Annotated in this window: 19 protein-coding genes, 1 tRNA gene and 3 pseudogenes; 7 read left to right on the top strand and 16 right to left on the bottom strand. The window is 47.1% G+C overall.

The genetic code is table 11. The features are described 5' to 3' along the window. Window positions 1–112: 112 nt before the first annotated feature. The 3 genes from HCX92_RS04095 to HCX92_RS04085 all read right to left on the bottom strand — a co-directional run bounded on the left by HCX92_RS04095 (window position 113) and on the right by HCX92_RS04085 (window position 5,157). Window positions 113–1,933, bottom strand: coding sequence for an ATP-binding protein (locus HCX92_RS04095; protein ID WP_169293635.1), 1,821 nt, complete (start codon window positions 1,931–1,933; stop codon window positions 113–115). Window positions 1,934–2,173: 240 nt separating this feature from the next. After that, window positions 2,174–2,692, bottom strand: coding sequence for a RadC family protein (locus tag HCX92_RS04090; protein ID WP_169293634.1), 519 nt, complete (start codon window positions 2,690–2,692; stop codon window positions 2,174–2,176). A 785-nt stretch (window positions 2,693–3,477) separates the two neighbouring features. After that, window positions 3,478–5,157: a DUF262 domain-containing protein gene (locus tag HCX92_RS04085; protein ID WP_169293633.1), complete on the bottom strand. Its 1,680-nt coding sequence runs from the start codon at window positions 5,155–5,157 to the stop codon at window positions 3,478–3,480. 231 nt (window positions 5,158–5,388) lie between these two features. On the opposite strand from HCX92_RS04085, the pseudogene HCX92_RS04080 reads away from it, so the two are divergent. After that, window positions 5,389–6,941: pseudogene (locus tag HCX92_RS04080) on the top strand (IS3 family transposase). Between the two features lie 384 nt (window positions 6,942–7,325). Here HCX92_RS04080 and radC read toward each other — a convergent pair. The 4 genes and pseudogenes from radC to HCX92_RS04060 all read right to left on the bottom strand — a co-directional run. After that, window positions 7,326–7,844 (bottom strand): DNA repair protein RadC, encoded by a 519-nt coding sequence (gene radC / locus HCX92_RS04075; protein WP_169293632.1) that lies wholly within the window; start codon window positions 7,842–7,844, stop codon window positions 7,326–7,328. A 257-nt stretch (window positions 7,845–8,101) separates the two neighbouring features. Further along, complete coding sequence (locus tag HCX92_RS04070) at window positions 8,102–8,368, bottom strand: hypothetical protein (protein ID WP_169293631.1); 267 nt, start codon at window positions 8,366–8,368, stop codon at window positions 8,102–8,104. Continuing rightward, a complete protein-coding gene (locus tag HCX92_RS04065; RefSeq protein WP_169293630.1) occupies window positions 8,352–8,951 on the bottom strand; it encodes a recombinase family protein in 600 nt (199 codons plus the stop codon). Before HCX92_RS04065 ends, HCX92_RS04070 begins: the two co-directional genes overlap by 17 nt. Window positions 8,952–9,181: 230 nt before the next feature. Continuing rightward, window positions 9,182–9,328 (bottom strand): annotated as a pseudogene (locus HCX92_RS04060) (transposase); the annotation flags it as partial. A 165-nt stretch (window positions 9,329–9,493) separates the two neighbouring features. Here HCX92_RS04060 and HCX92_RS04055 point away from each other — a divergent pair. Then, window positions 9,494–10,588, top strand: coding sequence for an HNH endonuclease (locus HCX92_RS04055; RefSeq protein ID WP_200235176.1), 1,095 nt, complete (start codon window positions 9,494–9,496; stop codon window positions 10,586–10,588). Between the two features lie 71 nt (window positions 10,589–10,659). After that, window positions 10,660–10,932, top strand: a pseudogene (locus HCX92_RS04050) (transposase domain-containing protein); the annotation flags it as partial. A gap of 219 nt (window positions 10,933–11,151) precedes the next feature. On the opposite strand, the gene HCX92_RS04045 reads toward HCX92_RS04050, so the two are convergent. Next, on the bottom strand, window positions 11,152–11,427 hold the full coding sequence (locus tag HCX92_RS04045; protein WP_169293628.1) for a Cro/CI family transcriptional regulator: 276 nt from the start codon (window positions 11,425–11,427) through the stop codon (window positions 11,152–11,154). Between the two features lie 495 nt (window positions 11,428–11,922). Here HCX92_RS04045 and xerC point away from each other — a divergent pair, with 495 nt between their 5' ends. Next, window positions 11,923–12,840: a tyrosine recombinase XerC gene (gene xerC, locus HCX92_RS04040; protein ID WP_169293627.1), complete on the top strand. Its 918-nt coding sequence runs from the start codon at window positions 11,923–11,925 to the stop codon at window positions 12,838–12,840. Between the two features lie 97 nt (window positions 12,841–12,937). Here xerC and HCX92_RS04035 read toward each other — a convergent pair. From HCX92_RS04035 to tyrS, 7 genes are all read right to left on the bottom strand, one after another. Then, window positions 12,938–13,025, bottom strand: a tRNA-Ser gene (locus HCX92_RS04035). 72 nt (window positions 13,026–13,097) lie between these two features. Continuing rightward, window positions 13,098–13,703 carry a riboflavin synthase gene (locus HCX92_RS04030; protein WP_169293626.1) on the bottom strand — a complete coding sequence of 202 codons (606 nt, stop codon included), beginning with the start codon at window positions 13,701–13,703 and terminating at the stop codon, window positions 13,098–13,100. Window positions 13,704–13,721: 18 nt separating this feature from the next. Then, window positions 13,722–14,852, bottom strand: a complete 1,131-nt coding sequence (gene ribD, locus HCX92_RS04025; RefSeq protein ID WP_371808384.1) for a bifunctional diaminohydroxyphosphoribosylaminopyrimidine deaminase/5-amino-6-(5-phosphoribosylamino)uracil reductase RibD — start codon at window positions 14,850–14,852, stop codon at window positions 13,722–13,724. A gap of 13 nt (window positions 14,853–14,865) precedes the next feature. Further along, window positions 14,866–15,345 carry a transcriptional regulator NrdR gene (gene nrdR, locus HCX92_RS04020; protein ID WP_169293625.1) on the bottom strand — a complete coding sequence of 160 codons (480 nt, stop codon included), beginning with the start codon at window positions 15,343–15,345 and terminating at the stop codon, window positions 14,866–14,868. Window positions 15,346–15,401: 56 nt separating this feature from the next. Then, window positions 15,402–16,646 (bottom strand): serine hydroxymethyltransferase, encoded by a 1,245-nt coding sequence (glyA, locus tag HCX92_RS04015; RefSeq protein ID WP_169293624.1) that lies wholly within the window; start codon window positions 16,644–16,646, stop codon window positions 15,402–15,404. Between the two features lie 32 nt (window positions 16,647–16,678). Continuing rightward, complete coding sequence (locus HCX92_RS04010) at window positions 16,679–17,308, bottom strand: YbhB/YbcL family Raf kinase inhibitor-like protein (RefSeq protein ID WP_169293623.1); 630 nt, start codon at window positions 17,306–17,308, stop codon at window positions 16,679–16,681. A gap of 41 nt (window positions 17,309–17,349) precedes the next feature. Continuing rightward, a complete protein-coding gene (tyrS, locus tag HCX92_RS04005; protein ID WP_169293622.1) occupies window positions 17,350–18,576 on the bottom strand; it encodes a tyrosine--tRNA ligase in 1,227 nt (408 codons plus the stop codon). 140 nt (window positions 18,577–18,716) lie between these two features. On the opposite strand from tyrS, the gene HCX92_RS04000 reads away from it, so the two are divergent. Next, entirely contained in the window at window positions 18,717–19,832 is a 1,116-nt protein-coding gene (locus HCX92_RS04000; protein ID WP_169293621.1) for an anhydro-N-acetylmuramic acid kinase, read from the top strand. 120 nt (window positions 19,833–19,952) lie between these two features. On the opposite strand, the gene HCX92_RS03995 is transcribed toward HCX92_RS04000, so the two are convergent. Then, on the bottom strand, window positions 19,953–20,897 hold the full coding sequence (locus HCX92_RS03995) for a hypothetical protein (RefSeq protein WP_169293620.1): 945 nt from the start codon (window positions 20,895–20,897) through the stop codon (window positions 19,953–19,955). Between the two features lie 179 nt (window positions 20,898–21,076). Here HCX92_RS03995 and nadA point away from each other — a divergent pair, with 179 nt between their 5' ends. Together nadA and nadB are read left to right on the top strand one after the other, a co-directional pair. Continuing rightward, on the top strand, window positions 21,077–22,267 hold the full coding sequence (nadA, locus tag HCX92_RS03990; RefSeq protein WP_169293619.1) for a quinolinate synthase NadA: 1,191 nt from the start codon (window positions 21,077–21,079) through the stop codon (window positions 22,265–22,267). A 5-nt stretch (window positions 22,268–22,272) separates the two neighbouring features. Beyond that, entirely contained in the window at window positions 22,273–23,856 is a 1,584-nt protein-coding gene (gene nadB / locus HCX92_RS03985) for an L-aspartate oxidase (RefSeq protein WP_169293618.1), read from the top strand. Window positions 23,857–23,900: the final 44 nt, after the last annotated feature.

Here is a 23,900-nt window from a genome sequence, read left to right as displayed (position 1 = left end):
AATCTTGCCTTGCTCATAAACATCTCCTTAAGACGATATTATGAGGCTAAAAAGTGTCTAGTAAACCCTGGCCGATTCAATTATTGATCCGTCATTTCATCTCAAAATTTTATTATTGAATCATATCGCGAATTTTTATGAACCAATCACGTACTTCGCCCTCTGGATCTCTCTCATGAATCCGACTTGCTGTCATTAATGGAAATGCGCGTTCTGACAAACGCAGTTTTGCAGTGTTATCTTTCATAATACCGTCAAAATTCTGTGCTGCAGAATAAGCTTCCGCGAAACATTTAGGAGTTGCTTTACCACCTACAGGATGATCGGTGACTTCGATAACAACATTGAATGCATCAAAAATAGCGTCAGGATGAAGATAGCTTTCAATCTCATGTTTTTGTGTTAATACAGCCCAAGAGCCATCTTGGCGTGCATTTACCATATTAACGGAATCAGCATAATGAGGAACATCTCGATCATATATATGTGCCTCTTTTTTATTTAGAGCTCGTAAATAATGCTCATTAACCCAATGTTTTAATGTTCCTCCCCCAAGTACTACAAATGCAACACGATCTTCATTTTCTAAGTTTGGTAAGGAATTATCTTCATCATGTAGAGCTCTACTGAGTGCTTTTAGTGCTGCCACGTCGGTAGGTCCCTCTACACACAATAATAACTTAACTCGGCTATCTGGCGTTACCCCTAGTGTTTCAGCTACATCTTCAAAAACATCTACACCAGACTGAATAATTGGTTCCCCAGCATTTCGAGTAATAAAACGGATACTTTCGTTGGGAAGATCAGATGCAAATCCAGGGCTATGTGTCGTTAAAATAACCTGACACCCATTTTCCAATGCTAAAGATTTAAATGATTCAATCAATATCCGTTGATTATTAGGGTGTTGTGCTGTTTCTGGTTCCTCAATAGCATAGATTATGTTTCGACGATTACTTGTTTTTAGACGACGTTCTGCTTCTGCCTTAAAAAAACTTACTAGAACAAGACGCCGCACACCACTTCCTCGTTTATTAAGTGGGATTCCTTCATCAGTATTGAGCCCAACGGAAAACAACCCAGACCATTTAGCTGCTGTGGGCGGAGTAAATTCTGGAGTTAGTTCACTAGCTAATTCTGGGTCAATCGTTTTAAGTGCTTCATGTGTATTATTAGCTATTTCAACTGCTTTTTCCTGAACCCGTTGTTGTATCCTAGATATTTCATCTTGAACTTCAGCTAATGCAGCTGCTACAGCTGCTTTCATTGGGCTTTGAACTTCAGAGTCAGAGTCTTTACTGCTTCGATCGCTTTGGAATAATGCGAAAATTGGTAAATAGTTTTCAATTTGATCCCAAATTCTCTTTGTATCCTCCTTCGCCTTACTTACAGGAATTGCAATTTCAGATAGTTGCAAATCTCCTGCAACGCTCCAGATAGCTTTTCGCATACCAGGGTTACCTTTGAGAGGTACATCTAATTTGAGTTCTTTCACTTTATTTTGAAGGTCTTTTTCTTTCAATTCCAAAAGATTCTGAAAACCTGGAGCAGTAGGATGATCAGCGATTACAAAAATCTCGACAGATGGTTTCTTATTCCCACAATCATAAATTTTTCTTATTTTAAGAGTACCTTGTTTTGTAAGTAAATATTCTTCAGCAAGCGAAGTTATAGCCCCCGCATCAAGATTTAATGTAGGTGGAAGATTCATAAACTCACAGGTTATTTCAACTATTTTAAGTGGGTTATAGACATTTGCATCACCCTGTTCAATAGTAACGGTACTGTTATTGAAAAATATTTCTAATGCTTCTAGTATTGATGATTTACCAATATCATTTTTACCAACAAAGGTAGTTAAATCGTTAAATTCAACAGCAACTTCATCTCTATAACAACGAAAATTTTTAATCGTTAATGATTTCAACTGCATTTTTCCCCCTAAATTTTTGACCCAATACCATTTTGAGACGAATATTTTTTTACATATCATCATCACAGCATTACAAACGTAACAATATCATATAAATTTTACTAATGTATGAACTGAAACTAAAGGTCGTGCCGCACAGATTGTCGATGTATTAGTCCTACTAGGCGAACGATCTCTATTAACACTTAACTGTACACAGGCTACCTCCCAATAAAAAAGGGTTCCTAAGAACCCTTTTTTCTATAAATATCCTGCCTCTGTAAAGGATAATGAACTCGCTCCAGCGACAAGAATATGATCTAACAATTTAATATCCAGTAAACCCAAACTTTTTTGAAGATTTTTAGTTAACTTACGGTCTGCCATACTTGGTTCAGCATGACCACTAGGATGATTATGTGACATGATAACGGCTGATGCATTTAATCTAAGTGCAACTTTTGCAATTTCTCTCGGATAAACAGACGCTTGACTGAGCGTACCATGAAACATTTCTATATATCGAATAAGCTGAAATTGACTATCCAAAAAAATAATTGCTGCAACTTCATGCTCTAATCCTGCCAATTTTCCTACTAAAAAATTTTTAACTAAGTCAGGATTATTAAGTGGTTGTTTACTCATTAAAAGTTGATCCGCAACATTTCTAGCTGTCGCCAAAATTTGACTGGATGTAGCCTCGTTATAAGCTCCCTCTTCATTTAGAACATATAATTTTTCATTTGAATTTAAATTATCGAAAGTCAAACCGTTATACATAATATCTCCAAATAATACGAATAAAATTAAAAACTGCTTATTGGTGAGCCTCGGGGGGTGTGGGGGGAACGCCCACGCTGTTTGTTGTTGTTTTGATGTTGTAGTTTGTGTGAGTCATATTTTTCCTTTTCAAAAGTTTTGTTGTTCTGCTCTTCGGAGCCGCCTCGACGTATTACAAGAGAAACGAATTATTCAAAACAAGGTCGCGTAAGCGGCCCTGGCAGACTGGCGCGGCCCGCAGCAAAGCGAGGACACGGGTCTGACTGGGCTTTAACCTTGTTTTGAATAATTTGTTTCGCTACACGTCGATTAAGAGGTGGCTTCGAAGAGCAGAACAACTTTCTGCATTAGGACGAGCTAGACTGGCATAATGATTTTTTTACAACATCAAAACAACAACGCAGGGCTTTAGCCCTGCTAAATCCCTAAGCTATTTAGGTAAAAATTATTATTAATAATTTGATGAATTTTTGTAACGTTTGAACATAAGGCTCAGGCAAAGGTTCTATTGAATTTGCCAACAGAAAAACAACAATATATTGTCCTGGCGAGTTCAGCTGCAGAAAAATCAGCTCAACCTGTCAATACCACCTTGTCCGGAACCTTACACGCTAACAGTTAAATTCGGGTCAAGTACAAATCTCAAAATATTTTAATCAGACCAAATTTTTCAACCATTAATCATAGTGCTCACAACAAAATCGTTTTCTTTATCAGCCGTATCACCGAAGACTTCTGGCGGGATGTCAGTAAGCTGCCAGCCAGGTCATTCATCTAGTTGTTGGTTAAGCTGTCGTCAACTCTGTCGTTGACGCTACAAGTGTTAACCCATACAGATTGTTTAATGCTGCCAGCATCTTTTCTTTTCGGTTATTTAAAAAATCAAGATGGTTGTTCCAAAGGGGCGATGTAGCCTTAGGAATGAAGTCATATGACGCCCAATATTTACTGCCATCTTGACTCCTGAAAAACTCTTGTGGGTGGCGTGCGCGTTTGTAGTTGTTGACTTCGGCTGGCATAGGCTGGTAGTCCCACAGTACGTCCACATCATTCCGGTAGGACTCTGCCTGGCCTACTAAGTTAAGCGGAAAAATATGATCCACTTGCAGCTTGCTGTCATGAAAAATGTAACAGCGGCTTGGCATTAGTACTTTAGTCGCCAGCCAGGGTTGGCTTAGTAACTGGTATTCGTGTAATTCGGCTGTACGATTTTTTTCGATAGCAATATTGCGAATCCGCTCAAGCGGAAACATCTTGCCTGCTTTTCCGTCCAACATAGCCTCGCGTGAAAAGGAATTAACCATGGTTTGGGTATTCCAATCGCAGAATTGTGATAGTAAAAAATATTGATGTATCTGCTGTAGATCTTGATCTTTCAACGCCCGAATACGCCACTTGTGGCCATTACGCTTGCGTTCAGTTAAATAAGCCGCAATGGGTAATACCGCGAGCCAGCGCTGTACGATGGAAATATGGTTGATATTAAACAGACCATTCAAATAACCAGAAAACAGTTCTATTAGCGGCTCTGTGTCATTCTGCAGAACATCTTTAAAGGCTTGAATGTCACAGTTGTCCAAGCGGTCTTCATCAATGCGAATAGTGTTCTTGACCAGTAAATGGAAGAACTGCAATACCGCAGATGACGAAAACTCGATACCGCCGCTTTTTTTGGAAATATTTTCGGAAATCGTCCAGAGTTTTTCTTCGTAGTCAGACTGGACAGCTTTGATCTTTCCAAGTACAAGTTCTAACTGAGTCAACGCCACACCACCTGTATTCAAGCGACGGAACACCTCGTTTACCTCTTTAGGTGTATCCGCTTTCACTGAGAAGTAAGCAATGGACTTGACGTTGCTGTCTACAAAAATATCCCACAAAGCGCTCAAGTTTCGACGAACCTGCAATTTTTTATTTCTGTCATCCCCCGCTGCATCAAGAGCGCGGTCTTCGAGATCGACTTTTTCGTCCTCGTTACATCGCATGCTGGCCAGCTCCGTCAGACGCAGATAGCGAGGTTCTGCTACTGCGCTGGCATCGCGGAACAGGAATCCGGTTTCATCCGATTCGGCTTTGGATGGGTCGAACAAGAGGTCATAATGAAGTACCCGACCGTTGAAGCGGTGCCGCAGTACTGAATACAAGGTCTGTAAACGCTGCTGACCATCATAGACTAGTGCCTTAGGGGCTCCCCAAAGTCCTTCGTCCACTTGACGGGCAAACTGCCTTGGAGAGTAATCTCCTACGAAGCGGCGATATGGCACTTTCTGATTGGTTTCCCATAGCACTACCCCACCAATCGGATAGCGCTTGAGAAGCGAGTCTAGTAATAGGCACACATAGTCTTCAGACTCATGGCGCGCACCCCATACATATTGCCGTTGTACCTGTGGTAAAAACCATCCATTGTTCGGTGCGTTCAATTTATCCAGTGCTTCTCGAACGGAAATTCCTGCATACGACATGGCTATCCTTTTTCAGAATTTTATAGGCTACTGCTTCTGCAAACGCAAAAGTGTAACGATAGTTTAAGCGGACTTCAGTTCTCTCGTAGACTTACCCTGGAGAGTGCCGCTGTAGAAAAAATCTGCTCAATGATATCAATACAGCCTTAGCCCCCTGTGTCAGACTAGTTGGAACCTCTACCGATGTTAGAATTTAACTCATCCTAAGATGGGGGCAAAGAAAAGGTTCCTATGAAATCCTCACCCGAACGCCGTGAAGCGATACGGGCCAAATTAATGGCTCCCCATAACCGAACCGTTGCTGAATTAGCCCAGGAAGAAGGCATCTCAGAAGCGACCCTTTACAACTGGCGTAAACAGGCTCGTGATCAAGGCCGGTTATTACCCAACCAGGCCAACACACCGGAAGGTTGGAGCTCGGCAGAAAAATTCAATGCTGTCCTGGAAACCGCCGCCTTATCCGAAACGGAACTGGCCGAATATTGTCGCCGTCGTGGCCTGTATGTTGAGCAGATACGTCGGTGGCGCAGCAGTTGTGAACAAGCCAATGACGTCAGTGCCAAAGCGTCCGCCCAGCAAGCAGAAGTCACCAAAGCAGAGCGTAAACGCATCAAGGAACTGGAACGTGAACTGCGTCGTAAAGATGCCGCTTTGGCTGAAACGGCTGCCATCTTGGCCTTGCGAAAAAAAGTCCAGGCGATCTGGGGGGACGAGGAAAAATGACCCATGCCACAGATCGCCGCCAAATTGTTGAATGGGTCAATGAAGCTCGGATGGCTGGTGCCCGACTGCAACGCATTTGCCAGGAACTTGGCATAGGCCTGAATACCTACCGTCGCTGGTCAACAGGCATTGAGGACCAACGCCCGCATGCGGTGCATCCTTCACCAGCCCATGCGCTGACGCCAGAAGAACGCCAGACCATTCTGGATGCCTGTCACCGTCCCGAGTTTGCCAGTCTGCCACCCGCGCAGATCGTGGCCCGGCTGCTGGATGAAGAACAATGCTATCTGGCTTCCGAGTCCAGTTTCTACCGCGTCCTGCGTCAGGCGGGTGAACAGCATCGCCGTGGACGCGCAGCAGCACCACGCCATAAAGGTCCGCCCCGTCGCCATTGTGCTGATGAGCCCAATGTTTGCTGGAGTTGGGATGTGACTTATCTGCCGACCACAATACGAGGACAATCTTTTTATCTGTACCTGATTATTGATATTTACAGCCGCAAAATAGTGGGTCATGAAGTCTTTGAAGCTGAAAATATGAATAACAGTGCCACGCTTATTCAACGGACGGTACTGCGTGAAAAATGTGCGCATAAGCCGCTGGTATTGCATGCGGACAATGGTTCTGCCATGAAAGGCTCCACCCTGTATGCCAAACTGGACAGTTTAGGCATTACGCCTTCGCATAGCCGCCCTCGCGTATCCAATGACAATGCGTATTCAGAATCGCTATTCCGAACCTGCAAATATCATCCACGGTTTCCAACCAATGGCTTTAACCAGATTGAAGATGCCCGGCAATGGGTTCATCAGTTTGTGCGATGGTATAACGAAGAACATCGTCATAGCCAAATCCGCTATGTCACACCGGCTCAGCGCCATGCAGGCCAGGATGAGGACATCCTAAGGACTCGGCACGAATTGTACCAACAGGCTCAACGTGCCAATCCCGCCCGCTGGTCAGGTCAGACACGTAACTGGCAACCGATTGGAGAAGTATGGCTTAATCCCGATAAAAACATGGAGATCATTCAACAGGAAAAAACGTTAGAGGCTGCATGATTCACGCTCCAACTAGGTTGACAAACACCGTTAGCCAGAGCCTTACATTTGACCATCATCCAAAATAATATCTTTTTCTCAGTTAGGCTCAGTGCCTTTTCCTTGATAACGATCGTTTTAAGCGTCAGTAACTTCACAGTATAAAGAAATACTAAATATTGAAATATCCATCTGGATATTCTAAAAAATTATCCGTCAAGTGCACCAAAGAATTTTAAAACTCGGTATGGAATAAGATCACACAGGGTTTCGATAATTATTCCAATACGAGTTTGGGTCATTGAATAAAACCCATTTTAATTTACACTAAATCATAATAACTGTAACAAAAAACCATAATAAAAGCCTCCCCTTCAGGAGGCCTGTATTAAAGGCCTGTATTAATTATAAGAAACCTTTTTCAGCAAACGATATAGCTCGTGAACCAGCCACAATCAGATGATCTAATAGTCGTATATCCAACAACTGGAGACTTTTTACCAGATGCTCCGTAAGCGCTCGATCCGCTGTACTTTCTGTCGGATTCCCACTGGGATGATTATGTGCCATGATAACCGCCGCCGCATTCAGACGTAAGGCCACTTTGGCTACTTCTCGTGGATAGACCGATGACTGATTAATCGTGCCGTGAAATAGCTCTTGATAGTCGATCAATCGATATTGGCTATCCAAGAAAATAAAAGCAGCCACTTCGTGCTCCATGCCTGCCAGCTTACCAATCAAAAATTGCTTAACCTTTACAGGATTATCGCAAGCAATTCTATCGGCAAGAAGCTCATCGGCAACATACCTAGCCGTTGCGAGTATTTCTTCTGATGTTGCTACTTGATACAACCCCAGATCATCAAAAACATACAATGTTTTGTGATTATTCAAATTATCAAATGAAAGTGCACTAGACATAACGGTCTCCAAAAGAATTAGGCGAGATTGCCTATCCTTTTGGGGCACGCCGCAGCGCAGCTTTCAAGGGTGTCAATGGCCGCCCGGCCACAAGCACGCAGTGCGCAGCCCTTGAAAGCGAGAACGGTGTGACACACTGACGGATAGCAAGACCGCCCCACCGTTTACTTTATGAGACCCGTGTTAGAAAGATGCCGTTTCCCTACGATGCCAATTAGCACCTCGGGTAAACAGCCTTAAAATAATGAGCTTTACGTTTAGTTCAAGGTCCATGCACTATTGTGCGGAACTTCTTTGTAATTAGATGATGGTTTTAAGCTGGTCAAATGCGCTATTAATGTCTTATCAGCATCATCGATACCATAAGCCACCTGATAAAGCGTTCTTAGGCTTGCCAACTCTGTTGGCAATCGTTTTTGCAACTCAATTTTTGATGCAGTATCTCCGTCATTAATAAATTGTATTAATAGCTCGATGCTCGCCAATTGTCTACCATATTCACCGGGGTCAGTTTTTATACTCATTTTTTTCATCCTTTAAAATCATTGCACTATTACGTGGCGCTACTTTATAAATGGTTGCCCTGGATACACCATACCGCTCGGCAATCTGCTTAACGGGTATTTCTGGATCATCCATCAACCGCTGAATTTCTTTTTCATGCTGTTTGTTTAGTTTTTTGGGTCGGCCACCGTTACGACCACGTGCCCTAGCTGCTATCAATCCAGCTTGTGTACGTTCACGGATTAAATTCCGTTCAAACTCCGCCAAAGCCGCAAACACATGAAAAACCAACTTACCTGTCGCACTCCCGGTGTCAATTTTTTCAGTTAGGCTTTCAAAAGCAATATTGCGCTGCTCAAGGTCCATCACGATCTGAATCAAATCAGGAAGACTCCTTCCCAACCTGTCCAGGCGCCAAACAACTAAAGTATCACCCGCTCGAATAGCCTTTAAGCATTGCTGCAATTCTGGGCGTTCAGTATTTTTTCCACTGATTGCTTCCTCATAAATCAGGGTACAACCACTTTTTAACAAGGCATCACGTTGAAGATCTAAATTCTGATCATCAGTTGAAACTCGGGCGTATCCAATTCGTTGATTCATAGACTGTTAATAGACGTTGATTTCTAGACGAGTATATAACACTTATGGACACAAAAAAACCCCATTTTGAGGTTGATTTCACATTGTCTTAAAAACGACCGTTTTTTAGACACTATTTTCTGTTGGCTATTTTCAAAACCCAATCGCGTCACTGCCCCCTGTATCAGACTAGTTGGAGCCCTCAACGATGTTAGAATTTAACTCACCCTAAACGGGGGGCAAAGAAAAGGCTCCAAGCCACCGTACTTGCTTTTCCACTGGTAATAACTCGCGTTGCTGATGACATGCTCGCGACAAATATCCGTGACTTTCATGCCTTGCTCAGCCAATTTCAAAATAGCCACAATCTGAGTTTCTGTAAATTTGGATCGTTTCATGATTTCCTCCATCAAAGATGACAATGGCTGAAATCTCTGGTTATGGCTTGTGCCTTTTTAGGGTAAGTTTACGCCGGTTAATCGCATCGACGAATTATTGCCATGGCGAGTACAGCTGTAAAAACCGCTACTTAATCCAGCACCTGTCAAGACGGTATTGGGCGAATGCTTACTTTGAATCACTTTTTTTATAAGAATGAACCAGGTTTTATGAGCGCTTACTTATCTGATCACTTACTGGAAAGCAATTTTCGATCAATTTTTTTATTGGGTGCCAACACTGCTACCTACAAGTTTGCCCTTGCCAAGTCATTATTAAAATTATCCAAGTCAAATGCTACTTTTGTCAGTCTTGATGATCTCACGCCCATATACGCCAACTATTTGCTTGAGCATGTAAAAACAGGCAAAAGGCAATTAAGTGGCAAGGGTACCGCAAAGCTACTTAATGCCTTGAATCTTTACGACCAAGGACAAATCTCTGAAGAACTCATGCTTAACATCACCAGAGCAGAGGGTTTTAAATATGTTCTTGATGCTTTTCACAATTTACCCAAAAAACAAAAATCCTTATCTTTTTTTGAAAAAGGAATCCAAGATAAAAAACAAGGCATTGTTTTACATGACAATTTATTTGAGATTTTTCAAAGCCAGGATTTTTCCAATTTTGAATTTGAAATTGAAGGACGTTGGAATTTGGTGGAATCAGCCTGGAGTGAAGACCAATTAATCAATGTCAAATACGACACCAATACTGAAAATCTTTACTATCTAAAGCCTGTTTCCAATAATTCTTTCCTGAACTCTCATCTACGGACCAATCTATCCAAGGTACGATACCCTTTGAATGGGTATCAAAAAGGCAAATGTTTTTATTGCTTAAAGCCCATTTCCATCCAATCCAATCAAGAAAACACCTGTGATGTGGATCATTTGATCCCCATGTCCATCCAATTTGGGTCGATGTATGACCTTCAGCTTAATGAAGTATGGAACTTGGTGTTGGCCTGCAAAGAATGCAATCGTTGGCAAGACGGAGGGAAAGCAGGCAACCTGCCTCAGAAAAAATTTCTTGATCGATTACATCATCGCAATGAATACCTGATTGAAAGCAATCACCCGCTGAAGGAAAACATCATATTAGCGACAGGCAAAATGGTGAAGGATCGTATTGATTTTCTGCTCAAGCGGTATGAGTTTGCCTGTACGATTCGTAAACCCAGCTGGGAACCAAAGGATGTTTTTGGTGACGTATTTTGATGGTAATGCTCCGGCCAGTGCCGTCTAGAGTTCTGTTTTAAATTCTATACGGCACTGGCCGGAGCATTACGGCCTTGACGCGCTATCTGGATGATGGGGAAATAGAGATCGACAATAATGCAGCAGAACGGGCATTACGTGGTGTGGCAATTGGTCGCAAAAATTATTTATTCCTGGGTTCGGATGCGGGAGGAGAACGGGCGACCACGCTCTACAGTTTACTGGAAACCGCCAAACTCAACGGTATCACTCCAGAAGCCTACCTGCGCCATGTGCTGTCGGTGATTGCCGACTATCCGGTTAACCGGATGGACGAATTATTACCATGGCGAGTACAGCTGTAAAAACCGCTACTTGAGGAAACCCCATGTCGGTAATACTATCACGGAGTGACGTTGAGATTATGAGGATAGTAGGCGCACTGCAAGTGCCTAACGCTGAGCAATAACATCTTAGCACATATGAACTAGAACAATAACCTTCATCTTTTTGAAGGCTCTGACAACATTATTTTTAATGTAAAAACGATGAAAGTCTGGTTATATCCAAGCAAAAAGTAAGATTTATGTTTTCTCTCGCAACTCCGGCCAGATCAACCACCAGTCATCTGGCCGTAGCTGTTTGCGCGTAACCATGCCTGCGGTCAATTCCTCAATTTCAACACAACGAATAATCGGCACCGCCTGTTGTTTTATAGCCCATCTATGAGCTAATTGGGGCGAAATGCCTAGTGCTTTGGCAAATGCAGAAACTCCACCAAACCAGTCACAGGCTGATTTGATAGGTGGAAAATAATCTATTTTTGCATTTGGTTCGTTTTTATTTTGAATATCGCTCATTTGGAAATATTGTCTTGACAGACTTCAACATGTTATTGATAATAGCACCAATGCAGTTACATAACAAAATGTAACAACACCGATCTTTTACAATCTGGAAACGATGAATACCATCCCCTTTCAAGCCATCACGGCTTGAAAAGCGATTGGACGGCAACCTGCAATACATCGGGGTTGAAGTAAAACCGATGAAAAACCAGTCTTTACACGGGCTATGTGAGATAGCGCAACCGTATCTAGACTGACGACCTTAAAAGGCGCCGATTGCCGTGAGGCATTCACACATCGGAAATGGCGGGTAATTTCCGAACTTCGAATAAATAATCCTTAAAACCACAAGTAACAATTTAGAATCAATATATTACAATTGTAATTAAAATTAGATTATTCATTTATATCTCTAGCGTAGATCCTTACTCTACGCTTTTGATAGAATCCTTTTTCCAAAGGGTTCTATCAAAAACTGAATAACCATTTCATGTAAAGCAATACGACATGAGGACTATAAAAACTAAAGACTATTTAACTACTTGGTTAGAAACACAAGAAAATAAATTAAAAGCATCAACATTTGATGGCTATAGAAAAATTGTTGAAAACCTGCTAATACCCAAATTTGGAAATCTTGCACTCAACAGACTAAAACGTAAAGATATCAAAGACTGGCTAGGACCAATGAAATGTGGTAATAAACGCTTGAGCAATATTCAAAGTGTTATTCGCAAAGCATTAACCGATGCCGTTGATGATGATTTACTTGATGCCAATATAATGTTTGATTTCTGCTATCAAAAGAAAGACACTCCAAAAGAATTTGATGATGTCGATCCATTCACGCCAGAGGAGCAACAGGCAATTTTGGCAGCATTTGATCCAGGTATCGCAGCACAATTTCAATTTCTTTTTTGGACTGGCCTACGAACAAGTGAGTTTGTTGGCTTAGATTGGTCACAAATAGATTTGATACACCAACAAATACGGATATCTAAAGTCATAACCGCTGCAAGTAATGGCGTTGCAGAAGTTCCTAAAACAAAATCCGGTTACCGTAGGGTAAAATTACTTAAACCCGCAATGGTTGCTTTATCTATGCAAAAACAACTTACCTATAAAAAGGGAAAAGCTGTTTTTTTAGATCCAGAAACAGAGGAAAGATGGGCAGGTGATGCACCAATACGGACATTATGGACAAAAACTCTGAAAGCGGCTCAGGTACGATACAGACGACCTTATCAAACGCGTCATACGTATGCGTCTATGATGCTTTCAGCAGGAGAAAATCCAATGTGGGTGGCCCAACAAATGGGACATAAAGACTGGAGTATGATCTCCAAAATTTACGGACGATGGATGCCATCTGCAAACGAAAACGCAGGCAACAAAGCCGAAGCAGTTTTTGCCAACTGTATTTAGTTCTAAATAATAATTATTAAAGAACAATTACTAATTTTTTGCTGTTAACCCAGCACTGGCGCGCATTATTTTTACAATAATGCGCTTTTTAGAACCTTGGCGGGTTGGGGGGGATTCGAACCCCCGAAACGTTTCCGTTTACACGCTTTCCAAGCGTGCGCCTTCAGCCACTCGGCCACCGACCCTTTTCATACAACTGGCCTTGCACCAGTTTATCAGCCCAGCGCTATTTTAATAAACAGCACCAACTTAATCCGTTATTTTAGCATCCTTTCCACGTATCGTGCAATCATATCCACTTCCAAATTCACTTTATCATCGCTTTTGGTATTGCGAAGTGTTGTATTCTGGATGGTATGGGGAATAATGTTGATGCTGATCAGACAACCACTGTCATTATCAGTCACGCTGTTTACCGTCAGACTAATCCCATTTACGGTGATCGAACCCTTATAAGCCAGGAATTTGGCCAGTTCCATCGGCACCTGGATCTTAAGCTCATGAGACTCACCCACAGCATCAAACGACACCACCGTACCCAAGCCGTCCACATGGCCGGACACAATATGCCCGTCCAGGGAGTCTCCCATTTTAAGGGCATGTTCAAGGTTGACTTCCCCCACGGCATCCAGCCCAACCGTGCGGTTCAGACTTTCGCGGGAAACATCCACTTCAAATTCCTGCCCGGCAAATTTCACCACTGTCATGCAGGCGCCCTGAATCGCAATGGAATCGCCCAATTTGGTCTGCTCCATATTGAATCCGGGCGCATGGATGGTTAAATGCACGCCATCCTGACCCGTGCTTCCCAAGGGTTCAACATTTGTGATTTTGCCCACAGCAGCAACAATTCCGGTAAACATATTTTTTCCTTGATGGTTCTAGTTATGTACAACGCTGTTCAAAAGCATATTCCAGCGGTTTTGCAAACGCGCACGCAAACGCAAATCGGGCGTAACGGTTTGGGTTTCAAAAAAATCAAACTGATAAGCCTGATCCAGTTCACTCAAGACAGGCAAACGAAACAGGCCCTGAGCATCACCCAGTATTTTAGGAGCCATGTACAGCAACAGCTCATCCAGCAAACCTGCCTGTAACAAGGCTCCGTTCAGGCCTGGCCCTGCCTCTACGTGCACTTCATTGATTTGCTGTTTTCCCATCCAGGCCAGCACGGCATCCAAATCCACATGACCATTTTTTTCAGGCATGACAATAAGCTGCACATTTTTGGCCAGCAGACGCGCCGCCTTGGCTTCATCAAGATGAGTCGTAAACACCCACACCGGTTCACCATTGAAGATTCGCGCGGTTTCCGGTACGGCAAAGCGGCTGTCAATAATGGCGCGAACAGGCTGGCGCGGGGTTGCCAGGGAGCGCACGGTCATGAGCGGATCATCGTGCAAAACGGTGCCCAAGCCGGTTAACACCACACAGCTTCTGGCACGCCAATAATGACCGTCGGCACGCGCCGCGGCACTGGTAATCCACTGTGACTGACCATTGTACAAAGCCATACGCCCGTCCAGGGACGAGGCCAGCTTGGTCCACACCCATGGACGACCGTTTAACATACGAGAAATGAATCCCGGATTCAGGGCCAGTGCCTGTTCGGACAGCAGATTGCAGCGTACTTCAATACCCGCTTCCTGCAGTTTGGCAATCCCTCGGCCTCCCACCAATGGATTGGGGTCTGCCATGGCAATCACCACCCTGGCGGGCTTGGCGGCAATGATGGCATCCACACAAGGTGGGGTTTTACCATAATGGCTGCAAGGCTCCAGAGTGACGTAAAAAGTACTGCCTGCCAGCTCATGCCGGTTTTCCCGTGCATGCTGGATGGCACACACTTCGGCATGCGGCCCACCTGCTTTTTGAGTAGCCCCCTGCCCCAGCAATTGCCGGTTTTTAACAATGACACAACCCACCCGCGGATTGGGGGTAGTTACAAACATGACTGAAGCCGCTTGCTCCAGTGCCTTGCTCATCCAGTAAAAGTCATCAGGCTGGCTCAAAACAGATCCTTTCCTATTTCTTTTCCAGCTTACCGGCATTGACCGGCATCTGCATTTCCTGAATGGCCTTCACAAACTCGCCAATATCCTCAAAGCTTTTATACACTGAGGCAAAACGCACATAGGCCACCTGGTCCAGTTGTTTGAGTTCATTCATGACCAGTTCCCCAATATGCCCAGTGGAAACTTCCTTGCCCGGCGTGTTCCGCAAGGCTTCCTGGATACGGGCAACAGCGGCCTCAAGGGCTTCGGTGGAGACCGGCCGTTTGCGCAAGGCCAGCTTTAAACTGGCATGCAATTTTTTAATATCAAACTCTACGCGCGTTCCGTTTCTTTTGACAATGATTGGCATGGTCAGCTCAACCCGCTCATACGTGGTAAAACGCCGGTCGCAATCCAGACAGCGACGGCGTCGGCGTATGGTATCACCATCCTCGGAAACCCGGGAATCCACCACCTGGGTTTCTGAATGAGCACAGAACGGACATTTCATTTGAACGAAACCTTAAAGTAAAACGCCTGCCGGAGCAGGCGTTGCTGGTTAGCAACTTATTTGTAAACCGGGAACTGTGCGGTTAACTGATTGACCTTTTCACGGACCGCTGCAATATTGGCAGGATCACGTGGGTTGTCCAGGATATCGGCAATCAGGTTGGCCGTCAGCTCGGCTTCTTTTTCGGTAAAACCGCGTGTGGTCATGGCCGGTGTACCCAAACGGATACCGCTGGTCACGAATGGTTTTTCAGGGTCATTCGGAATTGCGTTTTTGTTGACCGTGATATGTGCTTCACCCAGAACGGCTTCGGCTTCTTTACCGGTAATGCCCTTGGCACGCAAGTCTACCAGCATGACGTGACTTTCAGTACGGCCGGACACAATACGCAAACCGCGTTTAACCAGGGTTTCGGCCAATACTTTGGCATTCAGGACAACCTGTTTGGCATAGTCCTTGAACTCGGGCGCCAGGGCTTCTTTAAAGGCCACGGCTTTACCGGCAATCACGTGCATTAACGGACCACCCTGGATACCTGGGAAGATCGCGGAATTGACGGCTTTTTCATGTTCGGCCTTCATCATGATGACGCCGCCACGTGGACCACGCAGTGATTTGTGGGTCGTGGACGTCACAAAATCGGCATGGGGCACAGGGTTGGGATATTGGCCACCGGCAACCAGACCGGCATAGTGGGCAATGTCAACCATGAACAGGGCACCATTGTCGTGGGCAATTTTAGACATGCGCTCGAAGTCGATACGCAATGAGTAGGCAGAAGCACCGGCCACAATCAATTTGGGCTTGTGTTCTTTGGCCAGCTGCTCTACCTGTGCGTAGTTCAGCTCTTCGTTTTCATCCAGGCCATAAGGAATGAAGTTATACAGTTTGCCCGAAGCGTTGACAGACGCACCGTGTGTAAGGTGACCACCTTCAGCCAGGCTCATGCCCAGAACGGTATCACCCGGTTTCAGGACGGCCATGTAAACACCCTGATTGGCTTGTGAACCAGAGTTGGGCTGAACGTTGGCAGCCTCGGCACCAAACAGTTCTTTCAGACGGTCAATGGCCAGCTGCTCGGCAATGTCCACAAACTCGCAACCGCCGTAGTAACGCTTGCCGGGGTAGCCTTCGGCATACTTGTTGGTAAGCTGTGTGCCCTGTGCCTGCATGACGGCAGGACTGGTGTAGTTTTCAGAGGCGATCAGCTCAATGTGCTGTTCCTGACGTACGGTTTCTTTCTGGATGGCATCCCACAATTCGGGATCGACTTTGTCCAGGGTTAGGGAACGATCAAACATGTGTTTTCCTAAATTTATAAAAGGCAAAAAAATTAAATGGTCACTTTAGGATTAAGTGTATACAGCCCGGTAATGCTATCGCTGGCCAATATATGCGTATTGATGACTTTAAGCACATCTTCGGCACTAAACCGGCCTTCGAGTGGAACCGTTTCTATATCCAGGGCATAAAGCGTGAATTCATAACGATGGACCAGTGCATCATTGAAAGGAGGGCACGGGCCATCATAGCCGTAGTAATCGCCTTTCATGTCATGGTCATTGGCAAACCAGGCCGTGTAGTCATTGATGCCCTGGCGCATGTTGCGAGGCGCAATGGGGCCGTTCTTGCCCTTGGGTGTCACTTCTTTGGAGAACTCGCCTTCTTCAATGGCAGTCACGCTGGCAGGAATATCAACCAGCACCCAATGATAGAAGTTGACACGGGGCAAATCGGCCGGTACTTCACGGTCTTCCTGATTGACATCGTCTGGCTTGCTGGGAACATCCGGATCACGGCAAATCAATACGAAAGACCGGGTACCCTCAGGCGCCCCCTCCCAGGAGAAGTGCGGATTCAGATTATCGGACAGTGCAATATGTGCCACCGCATCCTGTTTGCCAAAAGCATAACGTGGGTGTATGACCTGGCCGTTGACGATTGACTGACTGAGTAACTTCATAGATCCCCCAATAAAACCTGATGTTAATAGATGGAAGTCAATTAATTGACAGTAATGCGGGCAAACTTGCGTTTGCCTACCTGCACGACATAAGTACCTGCTGCAAGCTGCAGTGATTTATCCTCAACCCGCTGGCCATCAACCCGTACACCACCCTGTTCGATATTGCGCTGGGCTTCGGAACCGGAGCTGGACAGGCCCGACTCCCTGAGCACCTTGACAATACCCAACGGGCCGCCCGGCAACTGGATCTCAGGCATCTCATCGGGGATGGCACCATCACGGAAGCGGGCCTCAAAATTGGCCAGAGCCTGTTCGGCCGCCTTGGCGGAATGGAACCGGGTAATGATTTCCTGGGCCAGCATGACCTTGATGTCACGCGGGTTGCGCCCTTCTTCGGTTTGTTTTTTAAGGTCGGCGATTTCTTCCAGGGAAAGGAAAGAAAGCAGCTCGTAATAGCTCCACATGAGCGTATCTGAAATGGACATGAGCTTGCCGAACATGGAGTCGGGCGCTTCGGTAATGCCAATGTAATTATTCTTGGATTTGGACATTTTGTCGACACCATCAAGACCCACCAGCAAGGGCATGGTTAACACGCACTGGGGCTCTTGGCCATATTCTTTTTGCAGCTCACGGCCCACCAGCAGATTGAACTTCTGGTCGGTGCCACCGAGTTCGAGGTCGGACTTGAGCACGACAGAGTCGTAGCCCTGCAGCAAGGGATATAAAAACTCGTGAACCGCAATAGGCACACCGCCCTTGAAACGCTTGGTGAAATCATCGCGTTCCATCATGCGGGCCACGGTGTAACGTGAGGCCAGCTGGATAATACCGCTTGCACCCAGCTGTTCGCACCAGTCGGCGTTGTAGCGGATTTCAGTACGTTCAGGATCCAGCACCATGCTGGCCTGTTCATAATAGGTTTTTGCGTTTTCCTCGACCTGTTCTTTGGTAAGTGGCGGGCGGGTTGCGTTACGGCCGCTGGGATCACCAATCATGGAAGTGAAATTGCCAATCAGGAAAATGACATTGTGCCCAAGGTCTTGCAGCTGACGCATTTTATTCAGGACAACGGTATGACCCAGGTGAATATCGGGAGCGGTTGGGTCCAGACCCAGTTTAATACGCAAGGGCGTATTGGTATCACGGCTCTTTTGCAGCTTTTTGGCAAACTCTGACTCGACCAGCAGTTCATCGCACCCACGCAAGACAATGCGCAAGTCATTCTGGACTTCTGGAGAAACAGGTGATTCGGAAGATGACATAAAAACTTTATCCAATGCAAAACATAAACATCCCAGAAACAGAATGTAACCGGGATGATAATCAGGTAGACCTGCTATTATCGCTTTTTTCCTGCGATTCAGTGCTAAATTATACCTTTTTATCCAAATTCAGATTGCATATGGCTGCCATACAGGACACTCAATTTTTCATCGGGCTCATGTCCGGCACCAGCACCGATGGGGTCGATGGCATCATTGCCGCCTTTTCACCCGCACAACGCCCCCGCATTCTTGCCCAGGCCAGCCTGCCCATGCCGGCTTTGTTAAGACAGCATTTTCTTGAACTGAATGCGCCAGGGCTCAATGAATTGGAAAAAGCCAGCCTGGCCGCCAATGAACTGGCCCGTTTGTATGCCAGGGTTTGCAAACAGTTGCTGGAACAAACACAGCTGACAGCGGAAGACATCACGGCCATTGGCGCCCACGGTCAAACCGTACGCCATCGCCCCGAACTGGGCTACACCCTGCAACTGAATGCACCCGCCCTGTTGAGCGAACTGGCACACATTGCGGTGGTGGCCGATTTTCGCAGCAAGGACATTGCCGCAGGCGGTCAAGGCGCTCCCTTGGTGCCTGCTTTTCACCAGTCCTTGTTTGGCACACAACGGCCTGTTACCGTCCTGAATCTGGGTGGCATCGCCAATATCAGTATTTTGCATCCTGAAAAAGAAGTGAACGGGTTTGATACCGGCCCGGCCAATGTACTGATGGATTTATGGTGCCAGCGCCATACCGGCAAGGAATATGACAGGGATGGCCAATGGGGGGCCAGCGGTACGGTGAACGAGGCATTGCTGAATTATTTGCTTGAAGCCGAACCCTGGTTTGCACTGCCCCCACCCAAATCAACCGGCCGGGACCTGTTCAACCCGAACTGGCTGGATACCCTGCTTGGCAACTTCAAACAAAACATTAGCGCCCCTGACATCCAGGCCAGCCTGCGCGCGCTAACTGCCCAAACCATTGCCAGCGCCATTCATGCCCATGCCCCCGAAACACAGGAAATCATTACCTGTGGCGGTGGCGCATTCAATGGCCCCCTGTTGCAGGAGCTTGCGCAACGGGCACGCCTGCCGGTAAGTCGCTGTGAAGATTACGGGATTCCCGGCCAGTCCATGGAAGCCCTGGCTTTTGCCTGGCTGGCCTGGGCCCATTGCAACCGGGTACCGGCAGGCACGCCGTCCGTCAGCGGTGCCCGGCGCAAAACCATTCTGGGCTGTTACTACCCGGCCTGAACTTCTTGTTTATACGCTGAAGTTACTGAAGCAGCCAGTTTAATGACTCAGCTTGAAAATGCGAAAAGGGGCAATACCCCGCTGTTATAACGAAGCCACTAGCCTATCCTGTCTCATTGCTTATTTTATTTGCGGCAGCTTGCTACCCGCCAGAATATTTTCCAGCAAAACATGCTCTTTAAATTTATACAGCCGCGCCGGCCGGCCTCGATCCTGGGTAGTAACCTTGCCCGTTTCCTCCACCAGATCCTGGTGCTGTATCATGCGACGAAAATTCTGCTTGTGCAACTCTACGCCAGCCAGCCCCTCTATACTTTTTTGCAATTGAAACAGGGTGAACTCTGCCGGCATCAGTTCGGCAATAACAGGACGGTATTTGATTTTTGCCCGCAACCGTGACATGGCCGTAGCCAGCACCCGGCGATGATCCCGCTGCATGAAAACCCCGATTTCGCCAGCCCCCAGCCCGATACTGAGATAATTGGGTGCCTCGGGAATCAGACCCGCTTCATACATGAGCTCGTAGCGTAACAACACATGCTCTTCCACCCAGTCAAATCCGTTCAGGCCCCAACACATATCCACCCGGCGTTGCCGGTTCATGCGGCCAGTAGGATCGCTTTCCTGATTGACCCAATCCTGCAATGACGGCAAAAGCGTTTGCGCCACCCAGGGAGCCAGTCCCTGCCGATGATCTTCCCAGGGAAAATAATAGTACCAGTCCTGCCAGCTGGCATGCGCCTCAAGCTGGCTTTCATCAATTTCCTTGACCAGTCCCAGATAACTGACATACAGCACCGGATGCCCCGACAAACGGGTTCGGGTGGTATCCACGAAGGTGTACAGCTGCTCTACATAACCCATCGGCTGTCTGGTTTGGGTTTTTACCCACTGACGGACCCCCGACTGCAAGGAACGGTGAATCGGTGACAAAGCCCCAAAAGGCAGGGACAGGCCATCGAGCACCGTTAAGACACGGGCGGAAAACCGGGTAATGGCGATTAAAACGGCAACCAGCTCACTGGCGCCCTCGTTCTGACTGGGAGAGGTATCTGATGCCGACATTGTTATGGCTATTGATGATTGGATATTGGCATGGCCATTGTATATGGAAGTATCCCGTCGGGCAAAACTATTTGCAACAACGGGCATGACAACAGAATGTCCATTTATAAAAATGCTTTGCCTTTTATGCTCAAAAAGAGCATAATTTGATTTTTTAAAAAAATACTATTTGAAAAGCCATGGGACACACAGAACAGAAAGCATTTGAATTTGATCAACCCTTATTACACAGCGCCAGCCTTAACGGGCAAGCCTGCATGACCTCCATCCTTCCGGAAAGCGCAGATGCCCAAGCGGTAGGCAAGGCCTGGGCCAAAATACCCGCCCCCCTGTCAAAAAACCAGGAGCAGCAATACATCCAGGAAATCAGGCAACTCATGCAAAGCAGGAATGCCGTGCTGGTGGCCCATTATTATGTTGATCCCGTCTTGCAGGATCTGGCACTTGAAACCAATGGCTGCGTGGGAGACTCGCTTGAAATGGCACGCTTTGGTCGTGACCATGAAGCCTCTACCCTGATTGTGGCCGGGGTTCGCTTCATGGGTGAAACCGCCAAAATGCTTAGCCCTGAAAAAACCGTGCTGATGCCAACCCTGGAGGCCGAATGCTCACTGGACCTGGGCTGCCCTGCCGACCAGTTCAGTGCCTTCTGTGATGCCCATCCCGACCGGACCGTGGTCGTCTACGCCAACACCAGCGCCGAAGTCAAAGCACGGGCCGATTGGGTGGTCACCTCTTCAATTGCCCTGGAAATCGTCAGTTACCTGCATGAAAAAGGCGAAAAAATCATCTGGGGTCCCGATCGTCACCTTGGCCAATATATTCAAGACAACACCGGTGCCGACATGCTGCTATGGCAAGGTTCCTGCCTGGTTCATAATGAATTCAAGGCAGCCGAACTGGCCAGCCTGAAAAAACAATACCCTGATGCCAAAGTACTGGTGCACCCCGAATCACCGGCAGGCGTGGCAGCATTGGCCGATGTAACCGGCTCTACCAGCAAACTGATTCAGGCCGCCATCGAGCTGCCGGCCCAAACGTTTATTGTGGCTACCGATGCCGGCATCATGCACGAAATGCAAAAAAGAGCGCCTGGCAAAACCTTTATTTCAGCCCCCACATCTGGCAATAGCGCCACCTGTAAAAGCTGTGCCTTTTGCCCCTGGATGGCCATGAATGGACTGGCCGGCATCAAACAATGCCTGCTTGATGGCTCGGGTGAAGTCACGCTGGACAAAACACTGGCCGAACGGGCCCGCCTGCCACTTGACCGGATGCTGCAGTTTGCCGAAGCCCATAAAAAATCGGTCAAGGCCAGCGGCAACCTGATTCAGGACATGAAACTATTTCAGCATATAGGGGCCGCTTAAGCATCATGATGCGTCAGTTTGACACCATTATTATTGGCAGTGGCCTGGCCGGATTATCGGTAGCCCTGTCATTGCCGGACAACCAGCGCATTGCCATACTGTGCAAAGACGCGCTTATCAACACCGCCAGCGACAAGGCACAAGGCGGCATTGCCGCCGTCTGGGACAGCCAGGACTCCTTCGAACGACACATTAACGACACGCTGATTGCCGGAGCCGGGCTGTGCGAAAAAGAAGCGGTGGCTCACATTGTTGAGCACTCGCCCGATGCCCTGAAATGGCTGCTGGCGCACCAGGTCAGCTTTACGCGCAACGAGAACGATCAGCAACTGCACTTGACCCTTGAAGGCGGCCATTCCTGGCGTCGGATTGCCCATGCATCGGACCAAACAGGGCATGTCATCACGCATACCCTGCAATCCCTCTTGGGTCTGCATCCCAACATCCAGGTATTTGAGCAACGGGCCTCGATTGACTTGTTGCTTGATGAGGAACAGCCTGCCCAATGCCTGGGTGTCAAGGCTCTCAACCGGCAGTCCTGTGAAATCGAAACCTTTCTGGCCCCCAATACCGTACTGGCCACCGGTGGCACCGGACAGCTTTTTACCCATACCACCAACCCGGCCATAGCTACCGGTGATGGGATTGCCATGGCCTGGCGGGCAGGCTGCCGGGTTGCCAACATGGAGTTCATCCAGTTTCACCCAACCGCGCTGGCCTTACCCAATGCTCCCACCTTTTTGATTTCCGAGGCGGTCAGAGGAGAAGGCGGTATTTTACTGCGGCCAGACGGCAGTCGCTTCATGCCCGACTATGACGCACGTGCTGAACTGGCACCGCGCGATATTGTGGCCCGGGCCATTGAAACTGAAATGAAAAAAAATGGCAGCCAGCATGTCCTGCTGGACATCTCGCATAAGCCAAGGGATGAAATTTTGCATCACTTTCCCACGATTCATGCAACCTGCCTGTCCCATGGACTGGACATTTGCACCACCCCCATCCCGGTTGCACCCGCCGCCCACTATACCTGTGGTGGTGTCGTTATTAACCACTCAGGACAAACAGACCTGAAAGGGCTTTACTGTGCCGGTGAAAGCGCTTACACCGGCCTGCACGGTGCCAACCGGTTGGCCAGCAATTCCTTGCTGGAATGCATCGTGACGGGCCGAAATATTGCCCGCAACATTGCCGCCAAGCTGCCCTGGGAAACCCCTGCCGCTTATGACAACACCCTTTGCATTAAGACAGTGACAGACAATGTCAAACAGCCGGCACAAGGCAGCCCTCTTGACGTCAACAACCTGAGGCAACTGATGCGGCACTATTTTGGCATTGTGCGCAATCATGCCGGCATGCAGGCAGCCCTGCAGCAGCTGGGCGCATGGAAAACACAGTTTCACACAGGCGCTGGCCCACAAGCCCCCCGCCTGGATGATATCGAGCTGGGAAACATGCTGGACGTTGCCAGCCTGATGCTGCAATGCGGCCTGGCCCGCAAGGAAAGCCGGGGCCTGCATTACACGACCGACTACCCTAACATGGCTAATACCGCTGCGCCTACCATACTGGCACCGCTGTTATCCTGAGACACAAAAAAACAGGCCCGTGCATTTTATTCAATACACGGGCC

The sequence above is a fragment of the Advenella sp. EE-W14 genome (assembly GCF_012923605.1).
GTDB lineage: Bacteria > Pseudomonadota > Gammaproteobacteria > Burkholderiales > Burkholderiaceae_B > Advenella > Advenella alkanexedens.
This window is presented reverse-complemented; position numbering and strand designations above follow the sequence as displayed.

Bases quoted from the DNA above. Each gene is read 5' to 3' on its own strand.
- HCX92_RS04095 (WP_169293635.1), bottom strand. From the start codon at position 1,933: ATGCAGTTGAAATCATTAACGATTAAAAATTTTCGTTGTTATAGAGAT.
- HCX92_RS04090 (WP_169293634.1), bottom strand. From the start codon at position 2,692: ATGTATAACGGTTTGACTTTCGATAATTTAAATTCAAATGAAAAATTA.
- HCX92_RS04085 (WP_169293633.1), bottom strand. From the start codon at position 5,157: ATGTCGTATGCAGGAATTTCCGTTCGAGAAGCACTGGATAAATTGAAC.
- radC (WP_169293632.1), bottom strand. From the start codon at position 7,844: ATGTCTAGTGCACTTTCATTTGATAATTTGAATAATCACAAAACATTG.
- HCX92_RS04070 (WP_169293631.1), bottom strand. From the start codon at position 8,368: ATGAGTATAAAAACTGACCCCGGTGAATATGGTAGACAATTGGCGAGC.
- HCX92_RS04065 (WP_169293630.1), bottom strand. From the start codon at position 8,951: ATGAATCAACGAATTGGATACGCCCGAGTTTCAACTGATGATCAGAAT.
- HCX92_RS04055 (WP_200235176.1), top strand. From the start codon at position 9,494: ATGCTTACTTTGAATCACTTTTTTTATAAGAATGAACCAGGTTTTATG.
- HCX92_RS04045 (WP_169293628.1), bottom strand. From the start codon at position 11,427: ATGAGCGATATTCAAAATAAAAACGAACCAAATGCAAAAATAGATTAT.
- xerC (WP_169293627.1), top strand. From the start codon at position 11,923: ATGAGGACTATAAAAACTAAAGACTATTTAACTACTTGGTTAGAAACA.
- HCX92_RS04030 (WP_169293626.1), bottom strand. From the start codon at position 13,703: ATGTTTACCGGAATTGTTGCTGCTGTGGGCAAAATCACAAATGTTGAA.
- nrdR (WP_169293625.1), bottom strand. From the start codon at position 15,345: ATGAAATGTCCGTTCTGTGCTCATTCAGAAACCCAGGTGGTGGATTCC.
- glyA (WP_169293624.1), bottom strand. From the start codon at position 16,646: ATGTTTGATCGTTCCCTAACCCTGGACAAAGTCGATCCCGAATTGTGG.
- HCX92_RS04010 (WP_169293623.1), bottom strand. From the start codon at position 17,308: ATGAAGTTACTCAGTCAGTCAATCGTCAACGGCCAGGTCATACACCCA.
- tyrS (WP_169293622.1), bottom strand. From the start codon at position 18,576: ATGTCATCTTCCGAATCACCTGTTTCTCCAGAAGTCCAGAATGACTTG.
- HCX92_RS04000 (WP_169293621.1), top strand. From the start codon at position 18,717: ATGGCTGCCATACAGGACACTCAATTTTTCATCGGGCTCATGTCCGGC.
- HCX92_RS03995 (WP_169293620.1), bottom strand. From the start codon at position 20,897: ATGTCGGCATCAGATACCTCTCCCAGTCAGAACGAGGGCGCCAGTGAG.
- nadA (WP_169293619.1), top strand. From the start codon at position 21,077: ATGGGACACACAGAACAGAAAGCATTTGAATTTGATCAACCCTTATTA.
- nadB (WP_169293618.1), top strand. From the start codon at position 22,273: ATGATGCGTCAGTTTGACACCATTATTATTGGCAGTGGCCTGGCCGGA.